The organism is Pseudomonas sp. B14(2017) (genome assembly GCF_002113255.1).
GTDB classification, from domain to species: Bacteria; Pseudomonadota; Gammaproteobacteria; order Pseudomonadales; family Pseudomonadaceae; genus Aquipseudomonas; species Aquipseudomonas putida_Z.
On record NZ_NEJY01000017.1, the window covers coordinates 63,207 to 88,457 of the forward strand.

The 25,251-nt window shown below is 63.4% G+C and carries 22 protein-coding genes; 15 read left to right on the plus strand and 7 right to left on the minus strand.

Annotated features, from left to right (window positions below; translation table 11 throughout):
* Window positions 1–17: 17 nt before the first annotated feature.
* A complete protein-coding gene (locus tag CAG34_RS18295; protein WP_085591653.1) occupies window positions 18–1,349 on the plus strand; it encodes a DEAD/DEAH box helicase in 1,332 nt (443 codons plus the stop codon).
* Window positions 1,350–1,475: 126 nt separating this feature from the next.
* On the opposite strand, the gene CAG34_RS18300 is transcribed toward CAG34_RS18295, so the two are convergent.
* The 3 genes from CAG34_RS18300 to CAG34_RS18310 all read right to left on the minus strand — a co-directional run bounded on the left by CAG34_RS18300 (window position 1,476) and on the right by CAG34_RS18310 (window position 4,667).
* Window positions 1,476–2,717, minus strand: coding sequence for a TIGR03862 family flavoprotein (locus tag CAG34_RS18300; RefSeq protein WP_085591655.1), 1,242 nt, complete (start codon window positions 2,715–2,717; stop codon window positions 1,476–1,478).
* 147 nt (window positions 2,718–2,864) lie between these two features.
* Window positions 2,865–3,779 (minus strand): histone deacetylase, encoded by a 915-nt coding sequence (locus CAG34_RS18305; protein ID WP_015271914.1) that lies wholly within the window; start codon window positions 3,777–3,779, stop codon window positions 2,865–2,867.
* Window positions 3,780–3,974: 195 nt separating this feature from the next.
* A complete protein-coding gene (locus tag CAG34_RS18310) occupies window positions 3,975–4,667 on the minus strand; it encodes a histidine phosphatase family protein (protein WP_085591657.1) in 693 nt (230 codons plus the stop codon).
* A gap of 179 nt (window positions 4,668–4,846) precedes the next feature.
* On the opposite strand from CAG34_RS18310, the gene CAG34_RS18315 reads away from it, so the two are divergent.
* From CAG34_RS18315 to CAG34_RS18330, 4 genes are all read left to right on the plus strand, one after another.
* Window positions 4,847–5,416, plus strand: a complete 570-nt coding sequence (locus CAG34_RS18315) for a GNAT family N-acetyltransferase (protein ID WP_084785273.1) — start codon at window positions 4,847–4,849, stop codon at window positions 5,414–5,416.
* Window positions 5,417–5,512: 96 nt separating this feature from the next.
* The gene (tesB, locus tag CAG34_RS18320) at window positions 5,513–6,382 is read left to right on the plus strand and encodes an acyl-CoA thioesterase II (protein ID WP_085591659.1); all 870 of its coding nucleotides are present in this window, start codon (window positions 5,513–5,515) and stop codon (window positions 6,380–6,382) included.
* Entirely contained in the window at window positions 6,379–6,969 is a 591-nt protein-coding gene (locus tag CAG34_RS18325) for an HAD family hydrolase (RefSeq protein ID WP_025340732.1), read from the plus strand. The genes tesB and CAG34_RS18325 overlap by 4 nt, the downstream gene beginning before the upstream one ends.
* A gap of 163 nt (window positions 6,970–7,132) precedes the next feature.
* A complete protein-coding gene (locus CAG34_RS18330) occupies window positions 7,133–8,143 on the plus strand; it encodes an NAD(P)-dependent alcohol dehydrogenase (RefSeq protein ID WP_085591661.1) in 1,011 nt (336 codons plus the stop codon).
* Window positions 8,144–8,268: 125 nt separating this feature from the next.
* Here CAG34_RS18330 and CAG34_RS18335 read toward each other — a convergent pair whose 3' ends face one another.
* Window positions 8,269–8,970, minus strand: a complete 702-nt coding sequence (locus CAG34_RS18335) for a FadR/GntR family transcriptional regulator (RefSeq protein ID WP_061551844.1) — start codon at window positions 8,968–8,970, stop codon at window positions 8,269–8,271.
* Window positions 8,971–9,231: 261 nt separating this feature from the next.
* Here CAG34_RS18335 and CAG34_RS18340 point away from each other — a divergent pair, with 261 nt between their 5' ends.
* Window positions 9,232–10,584: an MFS transporter gene (locus CAG34_RS18340; RefSeq protein WP_085591663.1), complete on the plus strand. Its 1,353-nt coding sequence runs from the start codon at window positions 9,232–9,234 to the stop codon at window positions 10,582–10,584.
* A 19-nt stretch (window positions 10,585–10,603) separates the two neighbouring features.
* Window positions 10,604–11,950 carry a glucarate dehydratase gene (gene gudD, locus CAG34_RS18345; protein ID WP_085591665.1) on the plus strand — a complete coding sequence of 449 codons (1,347 nt, stop codon included), beginning with the start codon at window positions 10,604–10,606 and terminating at the stop codon, window positions 11,948–11,950.
* 109 nt (window positions 11,951–12,059) lie between these two features.
* Here gudD and CAG34_RS18350 read toward each other — a convergent pair whose 3' ends face one another.
* Window positions 12,060–12,947, minus strand: coding sequence for a LysR substrate-binding domain-containing protein (locus tag CAG34_RS18350; protein WP_085591667.1), 888 nt, complete (start codon window positions 12,945–12,947; stop codon window positions 12,060–12,062).
* A 99-nt stretch (window positions 12,948–13,046) separates the two neighbouring features.
* Here CAG34_RS18350 and CAG34_RS18355 point away from each other — a divergent pair, with 99 nt between their 5' ends.
* The 3 genes from CAG34_RS18355 to gabP all read left to right on the plus strand — a co-directional run bounded on the left by CAG34_RS18355 (window position 13,047) and on the right by gabP (window position 17,389).
* Entirely contained in the window at window positions 13,047–13,988 is a 942-nt protein-coding gene (locus CAG34_RS18355; RefSeq protein ID WP_085591669.1) for a 2-hydroxyacid dehydrogenase, read from the plus strand.
* Between the two features lie 175 nt (window positions 13,989–14,163).
* Window positions 14,164–15,507 carry an MFS transporter gene (locus tag CAG34_RS18360; protein ID WP_025340726.1) on the plus strand — a complete coding sequence of 448 codons (1,344 nt, stop codon included), beginning with the start codon at window positions 14,164–14,166 and terminating at the stop codon, window positions 15,505–15,507.
* Window positions 15,508–15,997: 490 nt separating this feature from the next.
* Window positions 15,998–17,389, plus strand: a complete 1,392-nt coding sequence (gabP, locus tag CAG34_RS18365) for a GABA permease (protein WP_075046444.1) — start codon at window positions 15,998–16,000, stop codon at window positions 17,387–17,389.
* Window positions 17,390–17,446: 57 nt separating this feature from the next.
* On the opposite strand, the gene CAG34_RS18370 is transcribed toward gabP, so the two are convergent.
* On the minus strand, window positions 17,447–18,310 hold the full coding sequence (locus CAG34_RS18370; protein WP_085591671.1) for a LysR family transcriptional regulator: 864 nt from the start codon (window positions 18,308–18,310) through the stop codon (window positions 17,447–17,449).
* Window positions 18,311–18,593: 283 nt separating this feature from the next.
* Here CAG34_RS18370 and CAG34_RS18375 point away from each other — a divergent pair, with 283 nt between their 5' ends.
* Complete coding sequence (locus CAG34_RS18375; RefSeq protein ID WP_085591673.1) at window positions 18,594–20,132, plus strand: MFS transporter; 1,539 nt, start codon at window positions 18,594–18,596, stop codon at window positions 20,130–20,132.
* A gap of 67 nt (window positions 20,133–20,199) precedes the next feature.
* Here the strand turns inward: CAG34_RS18375 and CAG34_RS18380 are convergent, their stop codons facing one another.
* Complete coding sequence (locus CAG34_RS18380) at window positions 20,200–21,075, minus strand: WYL domain-containing protein (protein WP_025340723.1); 876 nt, start codon at window positions 21,073–21,075, stop codon at window positions 20,200–20,202.
* Between the two features lie 119 nt (window positions 21,076–21,194).
* Between CAG34_RS18380 and CAG34_RS18385 the strand changes: the two genes are divergently transcribed.
* The 4 genes from CAG34_RS18385 (at window position 21,195) to CAG34_RS18405 (ending at window position 25,219) form a co-directional block, all read left to right on the plus strand.
* Window positions 21,195–21,452 (plus strand): hypothetical protein, encoded by a 258-nt coding sequence (locus tag CAG34_RS18385; protein WP_025340722.1) that lies wholly within the window; start codon window positions 21,195–21,197, stop codon window positions 21,450–21,452.
* Between the two features lie 11 nt (window positions 21,453–21,463).
* Window positions 21,464–22,516: an ADP-ribosylglycohydrolase family protein gene (locus CAG34_RS18390; RefSeq protein ID WP_085591676.1), complete on the plus strand. Its 1,053-nt coding sequence runs from the start codon at window positions 21,464–21,466 to the stop codon at window positions 22,514–22,516.
* A gap of 307 nt (window positions 22,517–22,823) precedes the next feature.
* On the plus strand, window positions 22,824–23,384 hold the full coding sequence (locus tag CAG34_RS18395; RefSeq protein WP_025340720.1) for a hypothetical protein: 561 nt from the start codon (window positions 22,824–22,826) through the stop codon (window positions 23,382–23,384).
* A gap of 389 nt (window positions 23,385–23,773) precedes the next feature.
* Window positions 23,774–25,219: a multiheme c-type cytochrome gene (locus tag CAG34_RS18405; protein ID WP_371858051.1), complete on the plus strand. Its 1,446-nt coding sequence runs from the start codon at window positions 23,774–23,776 to the stop codon at window positions 25,217–25,219.
* Window positions 25,220–25,251: the final 32 nt, after the last annotated feature.

Below are 25,251 nucleotides of genomic sequence, written 5' to 3' on the forward strand. Positions count from 1 at the left end.
CCCCTGACGGTATTGCCATGAATTTCGCCAAACTCGGCCTGATCGAACCGCTGCTGCGCACCCTGCAGCAACTGGACTACACCACCCCGACCCCGGTGCAGGCCAAGGCCATCCCCGCCGTGCTGGCCGGCCGCGACCTGATGGCCGCGGCCCAGACCGGCACCGGCAAGACCGCGGGCTTTGCCCTGCCTGTGCTGCAGCGCCTGGCGCTGGAAGGCGAGAAGGTGGCCAGCAACTCGATCCGCGCGCTGGTGCTGGTGCCCACCCGTGAGCTGGCCGAGCAGGTGCACAACAACGTGCGCGAGTACGCCGAGAACCTGCCGCTGAGCACCTACGCGGTGTATGGCGGGGTCAGCATCAACCCGCAGATGATGCGCCTGCGCCGTGGTGTCGACCTGCTGGTGGCCACCCCGGGGCGCTTGCTCGACCTGTTCCGGCAGAACGCCGTGAAGTTCAACCAGGTGCAGACCCTGGTGCTGGACGAAGCCGACCGCATGCTCGACCTGGGCTTTGCCGAAGAGCTGCAGTCGGTGTACGCCGCGCTGCCACGCAAGCGCCAGACGTTGCTGTTCTCCGCCACTTTCTCCGACCAGATCCGCATGCTGGCGGGGCTGGCCCTGAACGACCCGCTGAGCATCGAAGTCAGCCCGCGCAATGCCACGGCCACCAGCGTCAAGCAGTGGCTGGTGCCTGTGGATAAAAAGCGCAAGGTCGACCTGTTCTGCCACTTGCTGCGCAAGCAGCGCTGGAAGCAGGTGCTGGTGTTCGCCAAGACCCGCAATGGCGTCGATCAACTGGTGGAGCGCTTGCTGGCCGAGGGTGTGAATGCCGACGGTATCCACGGTGACCGCCCGCAAGCCACCCGCCAGCGCGCGCTGGACAGCTTCAAGGCCCGCGAAATCCAGGTGCTGGTGGCGACCGATGTGGCGGCCCGCGGCCTGGATATCGATGACTTGCCGCTGGTGGTCAACCTTGACCTGCCGATCGTTGCCGAGGATTACGTGCACCGCATCGGGCGTACCGGGCGGGCGGGCAACAAGGGCGAGGCGATCTCGCTGGTGTGTGCGGATGAAGTGCAACTGCTGGCGGCAATCGAAGTGCTGACCCGGCAGACCCTGCCGCGTCATGAAGAGCCGGACTTCATCCCTGACCACCGGGTGCCGATGACCGACGCCAGTGGCCAGGTGATCAAGAAGCTGAAGAAGCCCAAGAAGCCGAAGGAAAACAGCGCCAAGCGCGGGTTGGGGCGCTGGATGGACAGCGCTGAATCAGGCAGTGCGGAGCCGGCGGTGAAGGCGGTGCGCAAGGTGCCGAGCTTCAATGGTGGGGCGCGCAAGCGTAAGCCTTGATTGCCTGACCTGGCCTCATCGCCGGCAAGCCGGCTCCCACAGGTACTGCGCTGCTCTCAAGGCCACTGCTGTACTTGTGGGAGCTGGCTTGCCGGCGATGGGTTGCAAAGCAGCCCCGACAATCTGTCAGGAAACCCGCATAACCCAATCCGCCGCCGCCCGCCCGGCGCGCAAGCCGCTGGCAAAGCACGCTGTCAGCAGATACCCCCCGGTCGGTGCCTCCCAGTCCAGCATCTCGCCGGCACAGAACACCCCCGGCATGCCCTTGACCATCAAGCCCTCATCCAGCCCCTCGAAACGCACCCCGCCCGCGCTGCTGATCGCCTCATCCAGCGGCCGCGTGCGCACCAGCGTGATCGGCAATGCCTTGATCGCCTTCGCCAAGGCACCAGGGTCGGCAAAGGTCGCCTGATCGGTCAGCTCGCGCAACAGCGCAGCCTTGACCCCGTCGATACCCAGTTGGCTGTGCAGGTGCTTGGCCATGGAGCGCGAACCCCGTGGCTTGGCCAGCGCCTGGGCAATCTTGTCCACAGGCTTGTCCGGCAACAGGTCTAGCAGCAACACCCCGTGGCCCTCACGGTTGATGGCCTCGCGCACCGGCGCTGACCATGCATACACCAGGCTGCCTTCCACACCCTGCGCGGTGAGGATGAACTCGCCCTTGCGCGGCGCGCTGCCGGGAACGCTGAGGGCAATGTTCTTCAACGGCGCACCGGCGAACTTGTCCTTGAGCAGCGCGCTCCAGCCTGCCACTTCAAAACCGCAGTTGCTGGGCTGCAAGGGTGAGATATCCACAGCCCGTGCGGCCAGCAGCGGCTGCCAGCTACCGTCCGAGCCCAGTCGCGCCCAGCTGCCGCCACCCAGCGCCAGCACCACCACGGCGGCCTTCACCGCCCGCTCGCCTTGTGGATAAGCAATCCGCAATGCACCCTCGGCATTCCAGCCCAACCAGCGGTGACGGGTGTGGATAACTACCCCGCTGTCGCGCAGGCGCTTCAGCCAGGCGCGCAGCAGTGGCGCGGCTTTCATGTCGGTGGGGAACACTCGGCCCGAGGTGCCGACGAAGGTTTCGATGCCCAGGCCGTGAATCCACTGGCGCAAGGCGTCGGCATCGAAGTCGTGCAGCAGCGCGGCGATTTCGCCCTGGCGCTCGGCATACCGGCTGACGAACGCCGGGTAGGGCTCGGAATGGGTGATGTTCATGCCACCGACACCCGCCAGCAGGAACTTGCGACCCACCGAAGGCATGGCATCGAACACCTCGACCGCCAGGCCCGCCTGGGCCAGTGCTTCGGCGGCCATCAGGCCGGCTGGGCCGCCGCCGATGACGACAGCGAGGGGAGGGGAGGCGGGGCTCAGATCAGGCATGGTGGGCAGCAGGCTGTGGAAAGAGGCGCATTCTAGCGCAGCGTAGCCTGTGGAAGCACTGCTCAAAAAATGATCAGAGCTTTGCAGGCCTTGCCTGTAAAGGGCTGCAGCGCCTTTCCCGCAGGTTATCCACAAGCGGTTCCACAGTCATTGTGAACAACCGATGACGCGTGCCGCGCTGTGATGAAGGATGCCATGGCGCCTGGCCAGGGCTGCGCGGTCCTTGCTGTAGCCACCGCCGATCACGCCCACCACCGGGATGTCGCGGCCCAGGCAGTGGCGCAGCACCGCTTCGTCACGAGCGGCAACGCCTGCATCGGTCAGTTGCAGGTAGCCCAGGGCGTCGTCCTTGTGCACATCGACCCCGGCGTCGTACAGCACCAGGTCGGGTCGATAGAGTGGCAGCAGGTAGTTGAGGGCGTCGTCCACCACCTTCAGGTAGGCCATGTCACCCATGCCGCGGGGCAGGGGGATGTCCCAATCGCTTTGTGCCTTGCGCGCCGGGAAGTTCTGTTCGCAGTGCAGCGACACGGTGATGGCGTCTGGTGTGTCGTGCAGGATGCGCGCGGTGCCGTCACCCTGATGCACATCGCAGTCGAAGATCAGCACCCGGTGTACCCGGCCAGCCTCCAGCAGGTAGCGGCTGATCACGGCCAGGTCGTTGAAGATGCAGAAGCCGGCAGGGTGGTCGTAATGGGCGTGGTGGGTGCCGCCGGCAAGGTGGCAGGCGATGCCGTGCTGCAGCGCCATCTCGGCGCTCAGCAGCGAGCCGCCTACGGCGCGCACGGTACGCCGGGCCAGGGCCTCGCTCCAGGGCAGGCCGAGGCGGCGTTGGTCCTCGCGTGACAGGTCACCGTTCATGTAGCGCTCGATGTAGCTGCGGTCGTGGGCCAGGGCGAGGATGTCGTTGGGGCAGATGTCCGGGCGCAGCAGGGCTTGGTCAGTGGTCAGCCCGCTGTCGATCAAGTGGTCGTGCAGCAGGCGAAACTTGTCCATGGGGAAGCGGTGTTCGGCAGGGAACTCCGGGCTGTAGTCTTCGTGGTAGATCAGCGGCAACGGCATGGGTGGGGTCGCAATCGGGGCCAGTGCTGATCTTGCCATGGCTGGGGCAGCTTTGCTGCCCAATCGCCGGCAAGCCAGCTCCCACAGGTACTGCACAAGGCTAAAAGGCTATGGGATACCTGTGGGAGCTGGCTTGCCGGCGATGAGGCCAGAAAAGGTAGTGCAAGGCAGTTGCCCTGGTAGGCAGGAGCGGTGTCAGTGCTGTTTCGTGGTACTGGCCAGCACCCGTTGCCAGTCCGGTTCGTTCAGGCGGCCGAGGATGCGCGTCTTGCCATTGCCATCCACCGAAACGAACAGCGCACTGGCATAGCCGCTCTCACGCTCGCCCCCCGCAACTTTCTGCTGGCGGGCAAAATGGTCGATGCAGCCGTTGTGGGTCACCAGCACCAGGTTATGCCCCGGTCGTTTGTGTGCCAGCGCTTCGCTGGCGAACTGGCTGTCACAGCTTTCCAGCCAGTCCTCACTGGCCACCGCCTGGCCAAGGATGAAATGCGCGGTTTGCCGTGTGCGCAGTTTCGGGCTGCTGAGCATATCGGCGTTGCTCAGGCCCAGCTGGTGCAGCCCTTGGCCAACACGTCCGGCAGCCTGGCTGCCGGCCACGGTGATGCCGGTGGGGTCGTCCAGGCACGGGCCGGGGGCGCTGTCGCAGCGCTCGGCGTGGCGGATCATCACGATCACCGCACCGTCGGCCCAGTCCTGCAGCAGGCCGCTGTCACTCAATTGTCGTTCGTTGCCAAGGTCCACGATGTGCGTCCTCGTCGCCAGCCAGGTGCTCAACGCCGCCACGACCATGCACAGGCCAAGGGCGGCACCGAGGGCTTTGCGGGTCAGGCGTCGCTTGCGCCGGGCGTGGATGGCTGGGTGCCCCAGGGTGTTGCTCGATAGCATGCGTTGCTCCGTTGGCATGGTCGCGGCTGGCGCGGCGGTATTGGCTGGCATCCTGCCAACAGGCCTGTCGGGGGGCGGTGAAGGGCGTGTGAAAATTGCATTCGGCTGCGCCGGCTGGGTGAAACCTGCACCCGCGCCTACGCTGTAAACTGCAAGACGGTAAAACCGGAGCACGCCCGATGACCCCTATCCTGCAACTGGAAAGCGCGCGGCTGGTGCTGCGCCAATGGCATGACGACGACTTGCGCGAGTTCGCCGCCCTGTGTGCCGACCCGCAGGTGATGCGCTACTTCCCGGCGCCGCTGACGCGCGTGGAGGCAGCCGCGCTGATCGGCCGCGTGCGCGGGCATTTCAATGAGTACGGCTTTGGCCTGTGGGCCCTGGAGCGCAAGGACAGCGGTGCCTTCATCGGCATGACCGGGTTGCTGCACGTGGGCTTCGATGCCGATTTCGCGCCGGCGGTGGAGATCGGCTGGCGCCTGGCACGCCGCCACTGGGGCCTGGGTTTCGCCAGCGAGGCGGCGTGGACCTGCCTGCGCTGTGCTTTCGCCCAATTGCGCCTGGAGGAGGTGGTGTCGTTCACTAGCGAGAGCAACCTGCCCTCGCAGAAGGTCATGCAGGCCATCGGTATGCAGCAGGACCTGAATGGTAGTTTCGAACACCCCCGCCTGCCCGTGGGCCATCCGCTGCGCCCGCATGTGCTGTACCGCATCGACCGCGCACACTGGGAGCGTACCCTGCGCGCCTGAATGCATGGCCATGCCCGGCGCGAATGACAAACCCTGTATCATTTGCCTTCATAAGAGTGCTGTAGAGACCTGTTTGCCTTGCTAGGAGAACCCCCGATGAGTCATGTGTTGGACGACCTGGTCGACCTGTTGAGCCTCGAGTCCATCGAGGAGAACCTGTTCCGTGGCCGCAGCCAGGACCTGGGCTTCCGCCAGCTGTACGGTGGGCAGGTACTGGGCCAATCGTTGTCGGCGGCCAGCCAGACGGTCGAGGATGCACGCCATGTGCATTCGTTGCACGGCTACTTCCTGCGCCCTGGCGATGCCAGCCTGCCGGTGGTGTATTCGGTGGACCGCGTGCGCGATGGCGGCAGCTTCAGCACCCGGCGGGTGACTGCGATTCAGAAGGGCCAGCCGATCTTCACCTGCAGCGCCTCGTTCCAGTACGACGAGGACGGTTTCGAGCACCAGGCGCAGATGCCCGAGGTGGTCGGCCCGGAGAACCTGCCCACTGAAGTCGAGCTGGCCCGGGCCATGGCCGACCAGTTGCCCGAACGCATTCGCGACAAGGTGCTGTGCGCCAAGCCGATCGAGATCCGCCCGGTCACCGAGCGCGACCCGTTCAACCCCAAGCCTGGCGACCCGGTGAAGTACGCCTGGTTCCGCGCCGACGGCAACCTGCCCGATATCCCCGCCCTGCACAAATACATGCTGGCCTACGCCTCGGACTTCGGCCTGCTGACCACTGCGTTGCTGCCCCATGGCAAATCGGTGTGGCAGCGTGACATGCAGATCGCCAGCCTCGACCATTCGCTGTGGTTCCATGGCAACCTGCGTGCCGACGAGTGGCTGCTGTACGCCACCGACAGCCCTTGGGCGGGCAATGCCCGTGGCTTCTGCCGCGGCAGCATCTTCAACCAGGCCGGGCAACTGGTGGCGTCGTCGTGCCAGGAAGGCCTGATTCGCCATCGCAAGGACTGGGCATGAGCCTGGGCGAGGTGCGCAACTGGGTGTTCGACATGGACGGCACCCTGACCGTGGCCGTGCACGATTTTGCCGCCATCCGCGTAGCGCTGGATATCCCGGCCGAGCACGACATCCTCACCCACCTGGCAGCCTTGCCGGCGGACGAGGCGGCGGCCAAGCATGCCTGGCTGCTGGAGCACGAGCGTGACCTGGCGATTGCCTCCACGGCGGCCACCGGGGCGGTGGAACTGGTGCGCGAACTGGCCCAGCGTGGTTGCCGGCTGGGCATTCTGACCCGCAATGCCCGCGAGTTGGCGCATGTGACGCTGGAGGCCATCGGCCTGGCGGACTGCTTCCCGGTGGAGCACATTCTGGGGCGTGACGAAGCGGCGCCCAAGCCAAGCCCGGATGGGCTGCTGAAGATTGCCAATGCCTGGGGTGTGGCACCGGGTGAGCTGGTGATGGTGGGGGATTACCGGTTTGACCTGGACTGTGGGCGGGCCGCAGGGGCGCGCACGGTGCTGGTGAACCTGCCGGACAATCCGTGGCCGGAGCTGGTGGATTGGCATGCGGCCGATTGCCGGGCATTGAAGGTGATGCTGGGCTGAATCTTGTGTTGGCAATGTGGGCCCTATCGCCGGCAAGCCAGCTCCCACAGGGACACCACTAGAGCTGAGACTTGTGCAATACCTGTGGGAGCTGGCTTGCCGGCGATAGGGCCGGACCTGTCTATGCTGAACCCCAATCTATTCCCTGAACGGAGACCTATCCATGACCAGCAAGGCCATCTACGTAAAACCCGGCGGCGGCTACGACAAGGTCGAAGTTGGCAGCTGCGAGGCCCCTGCACCCGGGGCCGGTGAAATCACCGTGCGCCTGCACGCCAGCTCTCTCAACTACCACGATTTCGCCGTTGTCAGCGGCATGTGGGGCCCGAGCGAGCGGCGCATCCCCATGGCCGATGGCGCTGGCGAAGTGGTCGCGGTGGGTAGCGGCGTCACCGAGTTCCAGGTCGGCGACAATGTGGTCAGTACCTTTTTCCCCGACTGGCTCGACGGCCAGGCCAATGTGGAAGGCTTCGCCAGGGTGCCCGGCGACGGTATCGATGGTTACGCCCGAGAACAGGTCACCGCTCGCGCCACCGCCTTCACCCTGGCGCCCAAAGGCTTCAGCCATGCTGAAGCTGCCACGCTGACCACGGCTGGTCTCACGGCCTGGCGTGCGTTGATGAACGACGACCACCTCAAACCCGGCGATACGGTGCTGGTGCAGGGCACCGGCGGTGTGTCGATCTTCGCCCTGCAGTTTGCCAAGCTGGCTGGCGCGACGGTGATCGCCACCTCGTCCAGCGACGCCAAGCTTGAGCGCCTGAAAGCCCTGGGTGCCGACCACCTGATCAACTACAAGAGCACCCCGGCGTGGGGTGAGAAAGTGCGCGAGCTGACCGGCAACCGCGGCGTCGACCATGTGATCGAAGTGGGTGGCCCGGCGACGCTGGAGCAATCGATGATTGCCGCGCGCATTGGTGGGCATGTGTCGTTGATCGGCATCCTCACCGGCGTGGCCGGGCAGTTGCCACTGGTGCAGGCGCTGGTGCGGCAGATTCGCCTGCAAGGTGTGCTGGTGGGCAGCCGCGCCCAGCAGCAGGCGATGGTACGGGCGATCGATGCCAACGGCCTGCGGCCGGTGGTGGACAAGCATTTCGAGCTGGAACAGATCGTCGAGGCGTTCCGTTATCAGGAGAGCAATCGGCATTTCGGCAAGATCTGCCTGACCTGGTAATGGCCGGGGGCTGCTTTGCAGCCCATTCGCCGGCAAGCCAGCTCCCACCTCGACCGTATCGGCCTCGAGCCTTGCGCTACCCCTGTGGGAGCTGGCTTGCCGGCGATCGGGCCGCGTAGCGGCCCCTAGTCCGGCAACAACCGGTCGCGGCTATTGGACAGGTGCAGGCATACCGCTGCCCGCGCCGCGTCCGGGTCCTGCCGACGGATGGCATTGAGGATCGCCTCATGCTCGAGGTTGGCCAGGTACGCCTGCCGCGCCAGCTTCGCCCCGCTGCGTTCGGCCAGGGCCATGCGGTTGCGCGGGATTAGGCCGTTGCCCAGCTGCAACAGCATTTCAGTGAAGTACAGGTTGCCAGTGGCCTCGGCAATCAACAGGTGAAAGCGCCGGTCGGCCTCGATGCAGCTGTCGCCGGCGGCGGCCAGGTCCTGGTAGTCATCCAGCGCCTGGCGCATGCGCCTCAGGTGCCCCTCGTCACGGCGTAGCGCGGCCAGGGCGGCGGCCTGGCCTTCAAGGCCGATGCGCAGCTCCAGCAGGTCGCGCACATTCGCCGCGCTTTCCGCAGCGATGCGCAGGCCGGCCTGGGCCTGGCGCTCCATCACGAACGTACCGATACCGTGGCGTGGCTCCACCAGCCCCGAGGCCTGCAATTTCGACAGGGCCTCGCGGACCACGGTGCGGCTGACCCCATGCTCGCGCACCAGGCTGTTTTCCGAGGGCAACTTGTCGCCTGGCTTGAAGGTACCCAGCAAGATCTGTTGGGTCAGGCTGGAGACCAGGTCATGGGCACGGCTGTGGCCGCGTTTGTGGGCTTGTTCGGTGGCCATGGTGTGATCCGATTGTTGTTGTGCTTGTACGACAAGTTAATCGATAAAAATATTTTTTGCCGATTTTTCCTGCGGTCAAGCCGGTGAGTAGTTTGTCTATTTTTGCAAGTTCGATGCATATAGGCTTTGCGGTGGCTTGTATTTTGTGATTTTTCCGATGTTGCTGATCTTGTCGTACAACTGCGCTGCGCATATGCTCCTCCCCACTGCCATGTCAGACAACCTCGACCCGCACAAAAACAATTAGTGGGAGATCCGCAAGTGAACGATACCCTCGCTCCGTCTGCCCGGAATGAAGGCGACGCCCTGGCCAGCGCCGTGGCCAAGGTCAAGCGCCACGTCCTGCCGCTGTTCGTCATCATGTTCATCGTCAACTACCTGGACCGCGTCAACATCGGCTTCGTCCGCCCCCATCTGGAAAGCGACCTTGGCATCAGCGCCGCGGCCTATGGCTTTGGCGCCGGCCTGTTCTTCATTGGCTACGCGTTGTTCGAAGTGCCCTCGAACATGCTGCTGCAGAAGGTCGGCGCACGGCTGTGGCTGACCCGCATCATGTTCACCTGGGGGCTGGTGGCCACGGCCATGGCCTTCGTGCAGAACGAAACCCAGTTCTACGTGCTGCGCTTTCTGCTGGGCGTTGCCGAAGCGGGCTTCTTCCCCGGGGTGATCTACTACTTCACCCGCTGGCTGCCGGCCGCCGAGCGTGGCAAGGCGATTGCCATCTTCCTCAGCGGCTCGGCATTGGCGTCGCTGATTTCCGGGCCGCTGGCCGGCGCGCTGATGCAGATCCAGGGCCTGGGCATGCATGGCTGGCAGTGGATGCTGTTCATCGAAGGCATGGCCTCGGTGACGCTGTGCTTCTTCGTGTTCTTCTGGCTCGACTCCAGGCCGCAGGACGCCAAGTGGCTGAGCCAGGCCGAGCAGGAAGCACTGGTGGCCACCATCGATCGCGAGCAGCTTGAGCGCGAAGCGGTCGGCGCGGTCAGGCCATCGGCCTGGAGCCTGCTCAAGGACCGCCAGATCCTGCTGTTCTGCCTGATCTACTTCTGCATCCAGCTGACCATCTACGCCGCCACCTTCTGGCTGCCGAGCATCATCAAGCGCATGGGTGACCTCAGCGACCTGCAGGTTGGCTTCTTCAACTCGATCCCGTGGCTGATCTCGATCCTGGCCATGTATGCCTTCGCCGCCGGCTCGGCGCGCTGGAAGTTCCAGCAGGCCTGGGTCGCAGGTGCGCTGGTGATCGCTGCCATCGGCATGTTCATGTCCACCACGGGTGGGCCGGTGTTCGCCTTTGTCGCGGTGTGCTTCGCGGCCATCGGTTTCAAGTCGGCGTCGTCACTGTTCTGGCCGATCCCGCAGGGCTACCTGGATGCCCGCATCGCCGCTGCGGTGATCGCCTTGATCAACTCGGTTGGCAACCTCGGCGGCTTCGTCGCCCCCACCACCTTCGGCCTGCTGGAGCAGCAGACCGGTTCGATCCAGGGCGGCCTGTACGGCCTGGCGGTGACCTCGGTGCTGGCGGCCATTGCCATCTTCTTCGTACGCACTCGCCCAAAGGGCGTCCCTTCCGATGACCTCAAGGCCCCTTCGGCCCTGGGTCAGAGCCATTGATGACTGCGAGACAACAACCATGAACATGCAGACCCTTCACACCAGCACCCCCGTGGTCACTGATCTGCGCGTGATCCCCGTCGCCGGGCACGACAGCATGCTGCTCAACCTCAGTGGTGCCCATGGCCCGTTCTTCACCCGCAACGTGGTGGTGCTGCGTGACAGCGCCGGCAATACCGGGGTGGGCGAGGTGCCGGGCGGCGAGAAGATCCGCCAGACACTGGAGGACGCCCGCAGCCTGGTGGTCGGCCAGCCGATCGGGCATTACCAGCGCGTGCTCAATGCCATGCGCCAGACCTTCGCCAACCGTGACTCGGCTGGTCGCGGCCTGCAGACCTTCGACCTGCGCATCACCGTGCATGCGGTGACGGCCATCGAGTCGGCGCTGCTCGACCTGCTCGGCCAGCACCTGAACGTGCCGATGGCGGCACTGCTGGGTGAGGGGCAGCAGCGCGAGGCGGTGAAGATGCTCGGTTACCTGTTCTACATCGGCGACCGCCAGCAGACCGACCTGGCCTACCGCAACGAAGCCGATGCCGAGGACGACTGGTTCCGCCTGCGCCACGAAAAGGCCCTGACCCCGGACGCGGTGGTGCGCCTGGCCGAGGCCGCCAAGGCGCGCTATGGCTTCAGCGACTTCAAGCTCAAGGGCGGGGTGTTGCGCGGCGAGGAGGAGATGGAAGCGGTAACGGCGCTGGCCGAGCGCTTCCCCGAAGCCCGCATCACCCTCGACCCGAATGGTGCCTGGTCATTGAAGGAGGCCATTGCCCTGTGCCGCGACAAGCACGATGTGCTGGCCTACGCCGAAGACCCGTGCGGTGCCGAGAACGGCTACTCGGGCCGTGAGGTGATGGCCGAGTTCCGCCGCGCCACCGGCCTGCCCACCGCCACCAACATGATCGCTACCGACTGGCGGCAGATGGGCCATGCGATCCAGTTGCAGTCGGTGGACATTCCGCTGGCCGACCCGCACTTCTGGACCTTGCAGGGTTCGGTACGGGTGGCGCAGATGTGCAACGACTGGGGGCTGACCTGGGGTTCGCATTCCAACAACCACTTCGATATCTCGCTGGCAATGTTCACCCAGGTGGCGGCTGCGGCGCCGGGTGAAATCACTGCGATCGACACCCACTGGATCTGGCAGGACGGCCAGCGCCTGACCCGCGAACCACTGCGCATCGTCGACGGGCATGTGCACGTGCCGGCGCGGCCGGGGCTTGGGGTGGAGCTGGATGAAGACCAGCTGGCCAAGGCGCATGAGTGCTACCGCAACATGGGGTTGGGCGCGCGGGATGACAGCGTGGCAATGCAGTTCCTGATTCCGGGGTGGAGCTTCGATAACAAGCGGCCTTGCCTGGTGCGTTGAGGCTGCTGGCCTCTTCGCGGGTGAACCCGCTCCCACAGGTACTGCATATCGCTCAATGTTTATGCAAACCCAGTGGGAGCGGGTTTACCCGCGAAAGGGCCGGAACAGGTTAACCCTTCTCGAAGAAGGCCCGCGCCATCGCCACGAATGCCCCCAGCACCGGGTTGGGGTTATCCCGGCAGAACGCCAGGAAAATCTCCGCCTGCTGCTCCATCCCCACCAATGGCCTGAACACCACCTGCTCCAGGCGCAATGCCTGCGCCGAGGCCGGCACCACCGCGCAGCCCAGCCCCACATTGACCAGCCCCAGTATCGAGTGAGTCTGCCCCAGTTGGTGCAGGTACCGCGGCTGCACCTCATGCCGGGCAAACAGGTTGGCGATGCGGTCATGGAAGTAGCGCCCTTCGTTGGCGCTGTACATCACGAACGGTTGTTCATCGAAATCGCTCGGCCTGAGCCGCTCACGTGCCGCCAGCGCATGCCCGGCGGGCAGGGCGGCGATGAAGGGTTCGCGGTGGATCGGCAGGTACTCCACACGCGCGCTGGGCAGCACCTGGCGCACCAGGCCAACATCGATCAGCCCTGCCTCCAGGTCATGCACCTGGGTGCTGGAGACGCGTTCGCTGAGCACCAGTTCGATGTCCGGCAGCGCCTGCCCGGCATGCACCAGCAAGCGCGGGATCATGCTGTAGGCACCCACTGCGGTGAAACCCAGGGTCAACCGGCCCGCTTCGCCATGAGCGATGCGCCGCGCCGACTGGCTGGCCGACTCGGCGATCTGCAGGATGCGACGGGCGTCTTCGAGAAAGCTCTGGCCCGCCAGGGTCAGCCGCGCCTGGCGGTTGTTACGCTCGAGCAGCAACACGCCGAGGGCATGTTCCAGCAACTGGATCTGCCGGCTCAAGGGCGGTTGGGTCATGTGCAGGCGGGTGGCGGCGCGGCCGAAATGCAGCTCTTCGGCCACGGCCACGAAGCAGCGCAGCTGATGCAGCTCCATGATTCAATTCCTGAATTATTCGATCCAGCATCTATATTAGACCTGTATCAAATGCCGGCCTAGCATCGAGTCATGTCTTCGAACTGCCGGATGCCCACCATGAACGAAAACCCCATCGAAGTGCTGTTGACCCAGCCAGTACCAGAGGCCATCGATGCCCGGCTGGTCAGCGCCTATCGGGTACATCGCCTGTATCAGCATTCCAACCCGCAACAGTTGCTCGACGAAGCAGGCCCGCGCATTCGTGGTGTGGTTACAGGCGGTGCCAAGGGCCTGTCCAATGAGCTGATGGAGCAACTGCCCGCGCTCGAGATCATCGCCATCAGCGGCATCGGCACCGATGCCGTGGACCTGCGCCATGCGGCCAGCCGCGGCATCCATGTCACCACTACGCCGGGCGTGCTCACCGCCGATGTGGCCGACCTGGCCATGGGCTTGATCATTGGCACCTTGCGCCGCCTGGGCGAGGGTGAGCGGCTGGTACGTGATGGCTTGTGGGGCAAGGTCGACCTGCCATTGGCGCGCAAGGTCAGCGGTATCGAACTGGGCATCGTCGGGCTTGGCGAGGTGGGCAAGGCAATCGCTCGGCGTGCCGCTGCATTCGACATGCGCATTGCCTACAACGGGCGGCGCGAGCAACCAGAAACCGGCTACCGCTATGAGGCCGATCTGGTCGAGCTGGCGCGCTCGGTGGATGTGCTGGTGGTTGCAGCTGCCGCCGATGGCGGCCAGGTGCTGGTGACGGCCGAGGTGCTCGATGCACTGGGGCCGGAGGGGTACCTGGTCAATGTGGCGCGCGGCAAGTTGGTGGATGAGAACGCGCTGGTCGAGGCGTTGCGTGAGCAGCGCATTGCCGGGGCTGGGCTGGATGTGTTCGTCGATGAGCCGCATGTGCCGCCGGCGCTGCGTGACCTGAACCAGGTCGTTCTGCAGCCGCATCGAGGCAGCGCCACGCTGCAAACCCGGCTGGAAATGGGGCAGATGGTTTTATCGAATCTCGCTGCTTGCTTCCGCGGCGAGGTTCCCCCGAATTGCGCGTAGGCCCCATCGCCGTCAAGCCGGCTCCCACAGGGACAGCGCATGCCTTGAACACTGCATTGACCCTGTGGGAGCGGCTTTAGCCGCGAAGAGGCCGGTACAGGCAACACAAGGCCCCAAGGGCCACACCTTCTCCGCACAAGAACAATCGCTTCCACCGAGAAGCAAGAGGGTCCACATGAACAGCAAATCCGCCGTCGCCGCACCGCAGGCCGTGGCCGGGATCGGTCGCCATCGCTTCCTGGTCCTGGCACTGATCTTCGTCATCACCGTCATCAACTACGCCGACCGCGCCACCCTGTCGATTACCGGCACCGAGGTGCTCAAGGACCTCGGCCTGGACCCGGTCATGCTGGGCATGATCTTCTCTGCTTTCGCCTGGGCCTACGCCCTGGGCCAGGTACCTGGCGGCTGGTTGCTCGACCGCTTCGGCGCTCGCCGGGTCTACGGCATCAGCCTGATCCTCTGGTCGCTGTTCACCCTGCTGCAAGGGACCGTGGGCTGGATGGGCCTGGCTGGTGTGTCCGCCGCCGTGGCGCTGTTCTCCATGCGGTTCATGCTGGGCCTGGTGGAGTCGCCGGCCTTCCCGGCCAACTCGCGCATCGTCAGTTGCTGGTTCCCCACCCGCGAGCGCGGCACCGCCTCGGCACTGTTCAACTCGGCGCAGTACATGGCCGTGGTGGTGTTCGCACCGTTGATGGCGTGGATGACCCATGCGCTGAGCTGGGAACAGGTGTTCATCTGGATGGGCGTGCTGGGGCTGGCGCTGAGCGTGGTGTGGTTCCGCTTGTACCACGAGCCGCACAGTGCGCCAGGGCTGAGCCCCGAAGAGCTGGACTACATGCGTGAAGGCGGCGCCCTGGTCGACCTGGAAAAGGAACGCAAGACCGCCAAGAGCAAACCGACCCGGGCCGAGCTTGCGCAACTGTTCACCAGCCGTAACCTGTGGGCGGTGTACCTGGGCCAGTACTGCATCACCGCGCTCACCTACTTCTTCATCACCTGGTTCCCGATCTACCTGATCAAGGGCCGTGGCATGACCATCATGGAGGCCGGCTGGGTGGCCGCGTTGCCGGCAATCTGCGGTTTTACCGGTGGCATTCTCGGTGGCTTCGTGTCCGACTGGCTGATCCGCCGTGGCGTGCACCCGTCCAGGGCGCGCAAGACCCCGTTCATCATCGGCATGGGGCTGTCCACCAGCCTGGTGCTGGCCAACTATGTGGACGGCAATGCCGCAGTGATCGCCCTGATGACCCTGGCCTTCTTCGGCAAAGGCCTGGCGGCGGTGGGCTGGGCGGTGTTGTCGGATGTGGCGCCGAAGAAGATGGTTGGCCTGTGCGGTGGCGTGTTCAACGGCATCGGCAACATCGCCGGTATCGTCACCCCGTTGGTGATCGGTTATGTGGTGGCCAGCACCGGCTCGTTCCACAACGCACTCTGGTTCGTGGCCGCCCATGGCGTGCTGGGGATCCTCGCTTACCTGTTGCTGGCCCGACGCTTCGAGCGTACCGGGCAGGCGTAGGCAGACGCCTGGCAACAGAGGCCCCGGGAGACCGGGGCTTTTTTGTGGCTGGCAGAAAGTGGTGATGCCTGCACCGGCCCTTTCGCGGGCTTGCCCGCTCCCACAGGTACACCACAGGTTTGAGGGGCGTGGAAGTAACCTGTGGGAGCGGGCGAGCCCGCGAAAGGGCCAGTACAGCCACAAACACACCCAAATGAAAAACAAAAGCTCCAGACGGCCTGGTGGCGCGATCGGGCATGCCATTCACGACATCTGGCGTTCATGGAAATGCCCTGTCGTGATCGAACAGTTCCGGGGCGTTCTCGTGTAATTTCCCACAGCCCTGCGGGGCTTAAATGAAGCCCGACCTGCACTGACACGTTGCTCTGTGACGCGTGCCAAATATCAACAACAGAGCGCGAGTAACGTGTCGACTTATTGATTTCAAAGGAGATATTTTCGCCTACACCTGCCCGTCCATCCTTGTGTCAGCAAAAAGAGAACAACATCAATGAACACCGTGGGATCTGATGGCAACCTTGCACAAGGTTTCAAGCCACGTCATGTAACGATGCTGTCCATCGCCGGCATCATCGGCGCCGGACTTTTCGTCGGCTCTGGCCACGCCATCGCGGCAGCCGGGCCAGCTACCATAATTTCCTATTTCGTGGCCGGGACCCTGGTGGTACTGGTCATGCGCATGCTCGGCGAAATGGCCGTGGCACACCCGGACACCGGATCGTTTTCCACCTACGCCGAGCAGGCCATCGGCCGCTGGGCCGGCTACACCATCGGCTGGCTGTACTGGTGGTTCTGGGTACTGGTAATCCCGATCGAAGCACTGGCCGCCGGGCATGTGCTGAACGCCTGGTTCCCGCAGGTGGACAGCTGGATATTCGCCCTGGCTTCGGTGCTGCTGCTGGCCGGTACCAACCTGTTCAGCGTGGCCAAGTACGGGGAGTTCGAGTTCTGGTTCGCCATTCTCAAGGTCACGGCCATTCTCGGTTTCATCGGCTTGGGTTTCGCCGCACTGATGGGCTGGCTGCCCAACCGCGAGGTCAGCGGCCTGAGCGGCTTGATGGCCGAGCACGGTGGCTTCGCGCCGAAGGGCTGGTCGGCCGTGGTTGGTGCGTTCATCACCGTGATGTTCAGCTTCATCGGCACCGAAGCGGTGACCATCGCCGCGTCCGAATCCAGCGACCCGTCGCGCAACATCGCCAAGGCCACTCGCTCGGTGATTTGGCGCATCAGCACCTTCTACATCCTGTCGATCTTCGTGATCATTTCGGTGGTGCCGTGGAACGACCCGCAGCTGGCGGTGGTGGGTTCCTACCAGCGTGCGCTGGAGATCATGAACATCCCCAACGCGGCCTTCATGGTCGACCTGGTGGTGCTGGTGGCAGTGACCAGCTGCATGAACTCTTCGATCTACATTGCCTCGCGGATGATGTACTCGCTGGCCAAGCGCGGTGACGCCCCGGCCATGCTCAACAAGACCTCCAAGGTCGGTGTGCCACGCGCTGCGGTATTCGGCAGCACGCTGATCGGCGCGGCCATTGCCATCCTCAACTACTTCGCGCCGAAGGGCGTGTTCGAGTTCCTGCTGGCCAGCTCCGGCGCCATTGCCTTGCTGGTGTACATGGTCATCGCCATTTCGCAGCTGCGCATGCGCCGCCGCCTGGAGCGGGAAAACACCGAGCTGAAGTTCCGCATGTGGCTGTTCCCGTACCTGACCTGGGCGGTGATCCTGTTCATTGGCGGAGCACTGGCGGTCATGATGTTCACGCCTGAACACCGGGCGGAAGTGAGCTCGACATTGGGCCTGGCGATCGTGATTTCCTTCCTGGGGATCGTGACCACGCGGGGCAATGCGCAACCTGTGGGGGTGCGTTCGATGGGGTGATTGAGTTCACCTGGCGGTAGGGCAAAGGGCACCAGTGGATGGGTGCCCTTTGTTTTTTCAGCCCTTCATCATCTTGATGTATCTGATTGCCGCCGGCGCTTTCTCGAAGCGCCGGTGGATCAGGCTAAGCCACGAGCTGGCCTGGCAGTCGACAATACGCCGGTAGTTCACCTGCGGCAGGCTGATGCGTTGCACCACCGACTCTGGCACCACTGCGATGCCTTGGCCGAGTGACACCAGGGTGATCACCGCCACCAGGCTGCCCGGCTGGGGGCCGAGCCTCGGGACGAAACCACCTTGTGCGGCCACCTCCAGCGTGCCGGAGATTTGTTCGGGCAGGATGAAGGTTTCATTGGCCAGGCGCGAGGCCGGGATCTGCGGCACTTCATTTATCCGCGAACTGGCGGGCAGGGCGAGGACGAAACCTTCCTGGTGCAAGGCGATGGCTTCAAGCTCCTCGGGCAGCTCCATCGGTGAGCGCACATAGGCAAGGTCGAGCAGGCCGTCGCGGACCATGCCGGGCAGTTCGGCCATGGGCAGTTCGCGAATGCTCAGGCGCACGCCGGGGCAGGTTTCGCTGTAGCGGCTGACTTGCTGCTGGAGCATGCCCGAGTACGCGGCCGAGGCCACATAGCCCAGTTCTATGCGCCCGCTTTCGCCTCGGGCTGCCCGTTGCGCACCCAGTTGCGCAGCATCGAACTGGCGCACGGCATGTTCGGCCTCGACCAACAGGGCCTGGCCCGCTGCAGTGAGGTTGACCTCGCGCTGGTTGCGTTCGAACAGGCGCACGCCCAGCTCGCGCTCCATGTCCTGGATCTGCCGGCTGAGGGTGGGCGGGGCGATGCCCAGCTGTTCGGCGGCACGGGTGAAGTGACCGTGGCGGGCGACGCAGAGGAAGTAGCGGAAATGGCGGATTTCCATGGGTGTTACCTGCAGGGTAATGACGCGGGCCGCCGGGGCTAACAAGCCTGGGGGCTGGCGGCGTTATGGTGAGGCCAACACTACAAGGCTGGTGGCTTGGCAGCAAAGGCTGCCTGGGAATTGCAGGGGACCGCTTTGCGGTCCATCGCAGGCAAGCCAGCTCCTACAGGTATTGCGCAATCCTTGAAGGCGGAGCGGTCCCTGTAGGAGCTGGCTTGCCTGCGATGGGCTGCAAGGCAGCCCCGGCGATTTGAGCAACCAGCCCTGCATCCGGAGCCTCACCATGCCCTCTGCGCGTTTTACCCTGCTCACCGCCTCCCTGGTCTGCGCCCTGATCATCCTCGACACCAACATCGTCGCGGTCAGCCTGCCCAGCATCGCCCGCGACCTGTCCGGCTCGTTCGCCGATATCGAATGGGTGGTCAGCGCCTACCTGCTGGCCTTTGCCGCCTGCCTGCTGCCCGCTGGCAGCCTGGCCGACCGCTTTGGCCGCCGCCGCATGCTGCTGCTCGGCCTGGCCCTGTTCGGCATCGCCTCGCTGGCCTGCGGCGCGGCGCCCAACCTGCTGTTCCTCGACCTGGCCAGGGCAGCCAAGGGCGTTGGTGCGGCGCTGCTGCTGACCTCGGCCCTGGCCGCGATCGGCAACCGCTTCCACCAACCCCAGGAGCGCATGCGCGCCTGGGCCTTCTGGGGCGCCTGCATGGGCGCCACCATCATCTTTGCGCCGCTGCTGGGCGGGGTGATCGCCAGCACCCTTGGCTGGCGCTGGATCTTCTACATCAACCTGCCGTTGGTGGCAGTGCTCGCAGTGATGGTGCTGCGCAGTGTCGAAGAGTCCCGTGACAGCACTGCGGCCCGGCTCGACCCATGGGGCAGCCTGACTTTCGCCGGCAGCCTGGGTTACCTGATCTGGGCAATGATCGATGCCAACCAGGTGGGCTGGGGCAGTGCGCAAACCCTGGGACGGCTGGTGATCAGCGCCTTCCTGTTCGGCCTGTTCGTCATGGTCGAACGCAGCCAGGATCGGCCGATGATCGACCTGCGGCTGATGCGTAGCGGGCGTTTCGTTGGTGCCTTGCTGGGCATGTTCGCCTACGCGGCCTGCGCCCAGGTGATGATGACCCTGCTGCCGCTTTACTTGCAGAACGGCCTGCAGCTGTCGGCCCTGGCCGCAGGGGCGGGCATGCTGCCGTTTGCCGTGGCCATGCTGCTGACGCCACGCCTGGGTATGCGCCTGGCTGCACACTTGAGCCCGGCGCAGGTGTTCGCACTCGGCCTGGTATTGGTCGGGGCGGGTAACCTGCTGTGTGCCTGGGCCACGCAGCAGGGCGGTTACGGTGCATTCGCCCTGGCCAGCCTGGTGCTGGGTGCTGGTGCCGGGCTGCTGAATGGCGATACGCAGAAGAACATCATGGCTTGCGTGCCGCGTGAGCGCACCGGCATGGCGTCGGGGTTGAGTACAACCACGCGGTTCGGGGCGATCGTGCTGGCCATCGGTGGGCTGGGTGGTGTGCTGGCTGCACGTAGTGGGCAGTTGCTGTATGAGGCCATGGCTGCCGTGGCGCCTGGGCAATCGGGCCAGGTTGCCGCGATGGCTACCCGGGTTGCCGCGGGGGATTTGCAGGCGGCGTTGGCGTTGCTTGAGCCCGGGTTGCGGGAAACGGTGGCACCCTTGGCCCGCCAGGCGTTCATCGGGGGCTTCGAAGCCGTGTTGCAGGTCGCCGGTGTGGCGGCGCTGCTGTTCGCGATGCTGGTCGGCGTGTTGCTGAGCCGGCCGCTGCCGGCCATACCGGAGGTGTTGCTGGCCGAGGGACAATCATGAAGCGTGCGGCGGGGCACCACGACACAGCGACTGGGGGCATCAAGCCCCTCGTCGCGGCATTCGACAATCAATCATTCAACAGCCATGGCTTCAGTTCCTTGAGGTTGCTCACCACCAATTGCTGCGCCTCGGGAAGTACTGCCAGGTTGCGGTGGTCGATCTGGTAACGCTGCAACACGTACTTCACCAGCGCCCTGCGGCTGGGCACCACCAGTTGCCCCTGCGTCATGCCGAAGTCGGTTTCGATGATTGCCTTCTGCGCCGCGTTCAATCGCCCGTCAGGTTCGAAGATGACCGGCACCTCGACATTCCAGTCTTCATCCTGCTCGCGGGTGTTCGGCGATTGGTCGAGCAAGTCTGGCTGCCCACGCAGGCGGCTGAGGACGAAGTCGCGATACTGGCCGTTCTTTTCGCAGTAAGCCCTCACGTGCCAGCGCATGCCGGTGTAGACCAGCGTGTGCGGGGCAATGAGGCGCACCTCCACGTTGGGGGTGTTGAAGGACACGTATTCGGTTTCCAGGCGCAAACCTTCACGGCAGGCCTTGAGCAAGGGGCGCAGCACTTCCGGGCGAATAGGCCGGTCCGGCACTTCCAGCACCCGGGTATGCGCATAGGCCAGTGCCAGCCCGTCGATGTGCGGGGCCCGCTCATTGTTCTGATAAAGCAGGTGCAGGTAGGCGCTGGCGCTGTCGTCGATGAACAGCGGCTTGAACTGCTTGCTTGGTACATAGCCCTTGAGCTGCTTGTCATATGTCAAGTTTTTGGGCGCATGTTCGGTGATGTAGGTATTGATGTCCTTCGACGCCTGCTGGCGGCTGATGCCAAAGCTCTGCATCAGGTGGCCCGTGGTCAGCCGGCCTTCCCACCAGGCAACGGTCTCGATCAAGCGATAGCGAAGTGCCAGGTCCCAGCGTACCTGCTCGATGGATTGCTTGCGTTTCATACCCTCTCCATGTGCGCGATTACTTTACCTGTATAAGTCTACATTCTAGACCTGTCACTAAACACTACATATCGTGTTCCTGTCTTCGAAATAAGTTGAAGTCACGAAAGGAAGTGGACATGACCATGTCTGAAGCGGTTTCAACAGGAGCGTTGGTGTTGATCGGGGTGATCCTGGTGGTGCTCCTGATGCAGTACCTGCGGTTGCGAGAAATCTGGCACCTGGTTTTCGCCTGTCGCCAGGACGCGCGTTGGGCGCGGATATGGGAGATGGAAAACCGGGAGCTACGTGCGGCACAGCGTGCCGACAAAGCGCACATCGCACAGCTGCAAAGCAAGCTGGTGCTTTTGCAGAACCTGGTCTCTGCAGAAGAGTGACAAGGGAAGACATGAACAGACTTGAACGGATCAAAGGCTGCCTGCTAGGTGGCGCAGTGGGAGACGCGCTTGGCGCCCCCGTGGAGTTTCTCGAGTGGCCTGTGATCAAGGCCAGGTTCGGCGCGCAGGGCATCATTGATCTTGCCCCGGCCTACGGCATCACCGGTGCGATCAGCGACGATACGCAGATGATGCTGTTCACCGCTGAAGGCTTGCTGCGGGCTTATGTGCTTGGGAGTTCACGGCAGCGCTGTCATGTTCCGAGCATTATTCATCACGCGTTGCTGCGCTGGCTGATGACACAGGATTACCCCTCGACGATACCGGTGACCACGGATGGCTGGCTGATCAAGCACGTGGAGCTCTGGTCGCGCCGCGCCCCCGACGCAACTTGCCTGAATGCGCTCAAGAGCAGCGGGCGGCTGGGTGCGGTTGCCGAAAACAACAGCAAGGGCTGCGGTGCCCTGGTACGGGTTGCACCCTGTGCATTCTTTGCCCATGCATTTGACTACGCAGCGCAGTCCGGGCGACTGACGCACGGACATCCCACCGGTTACCTGGCGGCAGGGCTGTTCGCCGACATTCTCCAGCGCATTGTCGATCGACAAGATAGCGTGGAGCACGCTGTGACTCAGAGCCTGGCCAGGTACGGGCAGGTGCCTGGCATGGAGGAAACGCGCAGCCTGATCGAGCGCGTGCTGTTCTTCTATTACGAGGGCTATGCACCCACCCCGCAACGCATTGACGATTTTGGCGCTGCTTGGGTCGCTGACCAGGTGCTGGCGGTTGGGTTGTGGTGTGCGCTGACAGCTCGGTCACTCGAGGAAGGGGTAGCCATGGCGGTGAATCACAGCGGCGACAGCAGCAGTACCGGGCTGGTCGTCGGGCACTTGCTGGGTGCGCAACATGGTGCTGCCGCTATCCCTGCCCGCTGGCTCGAGCGCCTGGAACTGCGCCAGGTGATTGCGCAGGTAGCCGAAGATATCGAGCGCATTCCGCGGGAGTATTGTGGGGTTGGCGGGGAGTTTGATCAGCAGATCGAACTGGCTTATCCGGGTAGTTGAGTGCAGTGAAGGCCATGAGTTTGCGCGGGGCCGAGGAGCCGGGATGTTTCGTTTTACAGCCCGCTCCCGGTTCTCGAGTCGAGTGGATGATATTGATATCCACTCGAAATTCGTCGATGAGCCTGTTGATCGCTTGGTCGCCACTGAACTGGGTAGCCGAGATACCTATAAAAAGTAGACCAATCCGTCAAGATGCTGGTCCGGTGGTTTTGAAACTTTATGTTGCAGCTGTTAATCGGTATCATTAAGATTAAATTTCAGGACGCAAGGAGAGCATTGTCCATATAAAAAGAAGGTCATAAAAATAATGCTGAAAATGCTCCTCGTGTATGTTCATCTGCTCGCCACCTGTATTGCCCTCGGTAGGGTCTTGCTTGCCGATCACAAGCTTTGGAGTTGGCGCAAGGAAGCGCTGGATCAGGCAAAGCATGAGTACCTGGAAGAAACCAGGAAAATTGCCACCCTTGCGTTACTGGCTCTTTGGGGCAGTGGTCTGCTGTTGATACTTCAGGGATATCTTCTCGAGGGCGCAGCGTATTTGCTCAACCAGAAGCTCTGGGCCAAGGTTGCGGTTGTCGCGTTGCTGACATTGAACGGCGGCCTGTTGCATCGCATCGGCTTCCCGTTGTTGCAAAAAGCCCCTTTCGTCTTGTTACCGGGTTCCGACCGCGGTCGCCTTGCACTCTTGGGGGCGTTCTCCATGAGTGGTTGGCTGTTCGCCGCTTTTCTGGGGGTAGCCCGAGCCTGGAACCATGTCATGCCATGCATGCATGTGATGGCGGTGTTCACGGCATTCGCTTTGCTGGCTTGTATCGTGGCGCTTGTGGTCGCCAGCACGGCAGGCACCATGGAAACTACGGCTTCATAGTGGCTGTGACACAACTCAAGCGTAAATAGCATGAAACTTCCCGGGCGCAGGAACCAGGCAGCGTATTCGTACCTCCCCCGACTTCGGGGTGAGTTGCCCCACTAATGGGCGTGATACCCCAGCAGTTTGTGGGCCCCATTAACTGAGCGCTTCAAGCGCTGAACAATACCTGCTGGTCTTCCTGTTGCCCCGACATGTTTTTGCGGGGCTGGCAAGCCAATTGCTGAGTGAGCATATCCTGTTCATCAAAGGTGCAGAGTCGGGAAGCAGCGAAGCTGACAGTACCTATTGAGTGATTGCAGGTAACCATCGGTTGGCGGCACAAATACCCCTGGCTACTCAATAGAAGCATTGCTGCGCGCCTCTACAACCGCCCAGGGGAAATGCTTATGAGGCATACGTTTGTGCGGCTGGCACTGCCGAAGTTGTGTTTTCTGGCCTGCCTGCTGATGGCAACGCTGGTGGTGGTAGCCGAGGAACTTCAAGGCAATGACAATCAAGGTAACGAGAAGTGGCTGGAGCCGGCGCGCTCCAGGCTCTTGCATGTGACTGGCGCGATGCCGTTCTTTCCGCATCGGGCCAATACCCCCGGCAACCTGGTTCTCAATGTGCAGGACTTCGACAACGCCCAGGTATGCGGTGCTTGCCATACGGAAATCTACAAGCAGTGGCGCTCATCAATGATGTCCCAGGCCTGGGATGAACCTATCTATCGGGCGTTGCTCAAGCGTGCGAGTGCAGCCACGGAAGGCAAGGTCGACAACTTCTGCACCGGCTGCCATACCCCGATCGGTCTCACGACCGGGCAGATCAATTCGCAAGTCAATCGCTCCTCGATTGAAGACAGCGCCAAGAATCATCCGATGCCAGGGGTCGATTGCGAGTCCTGTCACAACATCAGTGCCCGTACTGGGCTTGATAACGGCGCCTATGTTCTGAGCCCTCGGGCACATGGTAAACCGACCAAGTTCGGCCCGCGCAAAGATGCCGTGTCGCCTTATCACGACACCGTATATTCCGACCTGCACACGCGTTCGGACTTTTGCGGCACCTGCCACAACGTCACGCATCCTTTCAGCAGCGTGGCGGTCGAGCGCACGTATGACGAATGGCAGGAGAGCGCGTACAGCCTTAACGGTGTCACCTGCCAAAGTTGCCATATGCCGGGTTTTGCGGGTAAGGCCGCGATCATGGGGCCGGACCGCGAAGATGTTGCCTCGCATTGGTTCAGCGGGGCCAACGCCATGATGCTCAAGCATCTTGGCCAGGAAGAGGGCGCGCAACGCGCGCGCGACATGCTTGCGCGCGCAGCGGAAATAACCTTCCAGCAACCGCCGGCAGTCATCACGCCCGGGCAATACACCTCGGTAGCCGTCAAGGTTGCCAACGTCGGTGCCGGGCACAAATTGCCGACTGGCTTTCCGGAGGGCCGGGAGATGTGGATCGATTTCCAGGTGCTGGATGCCAGTGGGCGAGAGCTCTATCGGCTGGGCTCGATCAAGGACGGCAAGACCGAGGACAACACGCGAAACTTCAAAGTGCACATAGGCGACAAGGACGGTAATCCGTTGGATGTGGAGGTGTGGAATGCCACGCAAATACTCTCGGACAACCGCATACTGCCCAAGGGTTACGAAATCGGCGAGTTCTCCTTCCTGGTACCGACCGACGCCGTCGGGCCGTTGACCCTGACTGCCACCCTGAACTACTGGCCGTTCTCGCAGAAATTGGCCGACTACCTGCTCGGCAAAGACCAGTTGCAGGTGGAAATCACCCAGATGGCCAAAGTCACACAGAGCGTCCCCCTGTCCCCGATCACTGCGTACCGACCCTAGTGGCATATGTTCATGCGTTGGTGGTGACGATA

Bases quoted from the DNA above. Each gene is read 5' to 3' on its own strand.
- CAG34_RS18350 (WP_085591667.1), bottom strand. From the start codon at position 12,947: ATGGAGCTGCATCAGCTGCGCTGCTTCGTGGCCGTGGCCGAAGAGCTG.
- CAG34_RS18395 (WP_025340720.1), top strand. From the start codon at position 22,824: ATGCTGAAAATGCTCCTCGTGTATGTTCATCTGCTCGCCACCTGTATT.
- CAG34_RS18315 (WP_084785273.1), top strand. From the start codon at position 4,847: ATGACCCCTATCCTGCAACTGGAAAGCGCGCGGCTGGTGCTGCGCCAA.
- CAG34_RS18360 (WP_025340726.1), top strand. From the start codon at position 14,164: ATGAACAGCAAATCCGCCGTCGCCGCACCGCAGGCCGTGGCCGGGATC.
- CAG34_RS18330 (WP_085591661.1), top strand. From the start codon at position 7,133: ATGACCAGCAAGGCCATCTACGTAAAACCCGGCGGCGGCTACGACAAG.
- CAG34_RS18390 (WP_085591676.1), top strand. From the start codon at position 21,464: ATGAACAGACTTGAACGGATCAAAGGCTGCCTGCTAGGTGGCGCAGTG.
- gudD (WP_085591665.1), top strand. From the start codon at position 10,604: ATGAACATGCAGACCCTTCACACCAGCACCCCCGTGGTCACTGATCTG.
- CAG34_RS18310 (WP_085591657.1), bottom strand. From the start codon at position 4,667: ATGCTATCGAGCAACACCCTGGGGCACCCAGCCATCCACGCCCGGCGC.
- CAG34_RS18375 (WP_085591673.1), top strand. From the start codon at position 18,594: ATGCCCTCTGCGCGTTTTACCCTGCTCACCGCCTCCCTGGTCTGCGCC.
- CAG34_RS18305 (WP_015271914.1), bottom strand. From the start codon at position 3,779: ATGCCGTTGCCGCTGATCTACCACGAAGACTACAGCCCGGAGTTCCCT.
- CAG34_RS18355 (WP_085591669.1), top strand. From the start codon at position 13,047: ATGAACGAAAACCCCATCGAAGTGCTGTTGACCCAGCCAGTACCAGAG.
- CAG34_RS18405 (WP_371858051.1), top strand. From the start codon at position 23,774: ATGAGGCATACGTTTGTGCGGCTGGCACTGCCGAAGTTGTGTTTTCTG.
- tesB (WP_085591659.1), top strand. From the start codon at position 5,513: ATGAGTCATGTGTTGGACGACCTGGTCGACCTGTTGAGCCTCGAGTCC.
- CAG34_RS18300 (WP_085591655.1), bottom strand. From the start codon at position 2,717: ATGCCTGATCTGAGCCCCGCCTCCCCTCCCCTCGCTGTCGTCATCGGC.
- CAG34_RS18325 (WP_025340732.1), top strand. From the start codon at position 6,379: ATGAGCCTGGGCGAGGTGCGCAACTGGGTGTTCGACATGGACGGCACC.
- gabP (WP_075046444.1), top strand. From the start codon at position 15,998: ATGAACACCGTGGGATCTGATGGCAACCTTGCACAAGGTTTCAAGCCA.
- CAG34_RS18385 (WP_025340722.1), top strand. From the start codon at position 21,195: ATGACCATGTCTGAAGCGGTTTCAACAGGAGCGTTGGTGTTGATCGGG.
- CAG34_RS18380 (WP_025340723.1), bottom strand. From the start codon at position 21,075: ATGAAACGCAAGCAATCCATCGAGCAGGTACGCTGGGACCTGGCACTT.
- CAG34_RS18295 (WP_085591653.1), top strand. From the start codon at position 18: ATGAATTTCGCCAAACTCGGCCTGATCGAACCGCTGCTGCGCACCCTG.
- CAG34_RS18370 (WP_085591671.1), bottom strand. From the start codon at position 18,310: ATGGAAATCCGCCATTTCCGCTACTTCCTCTGCGTCGCCCGCCACGGT.
- CAG34_RS18335 (WP_061551844.1), bottom strand. From the start codon at position 8,970: ATGGCCACCGAACAAGCCCACAAACGCGGCCACAGCCGTGCCCATGAC.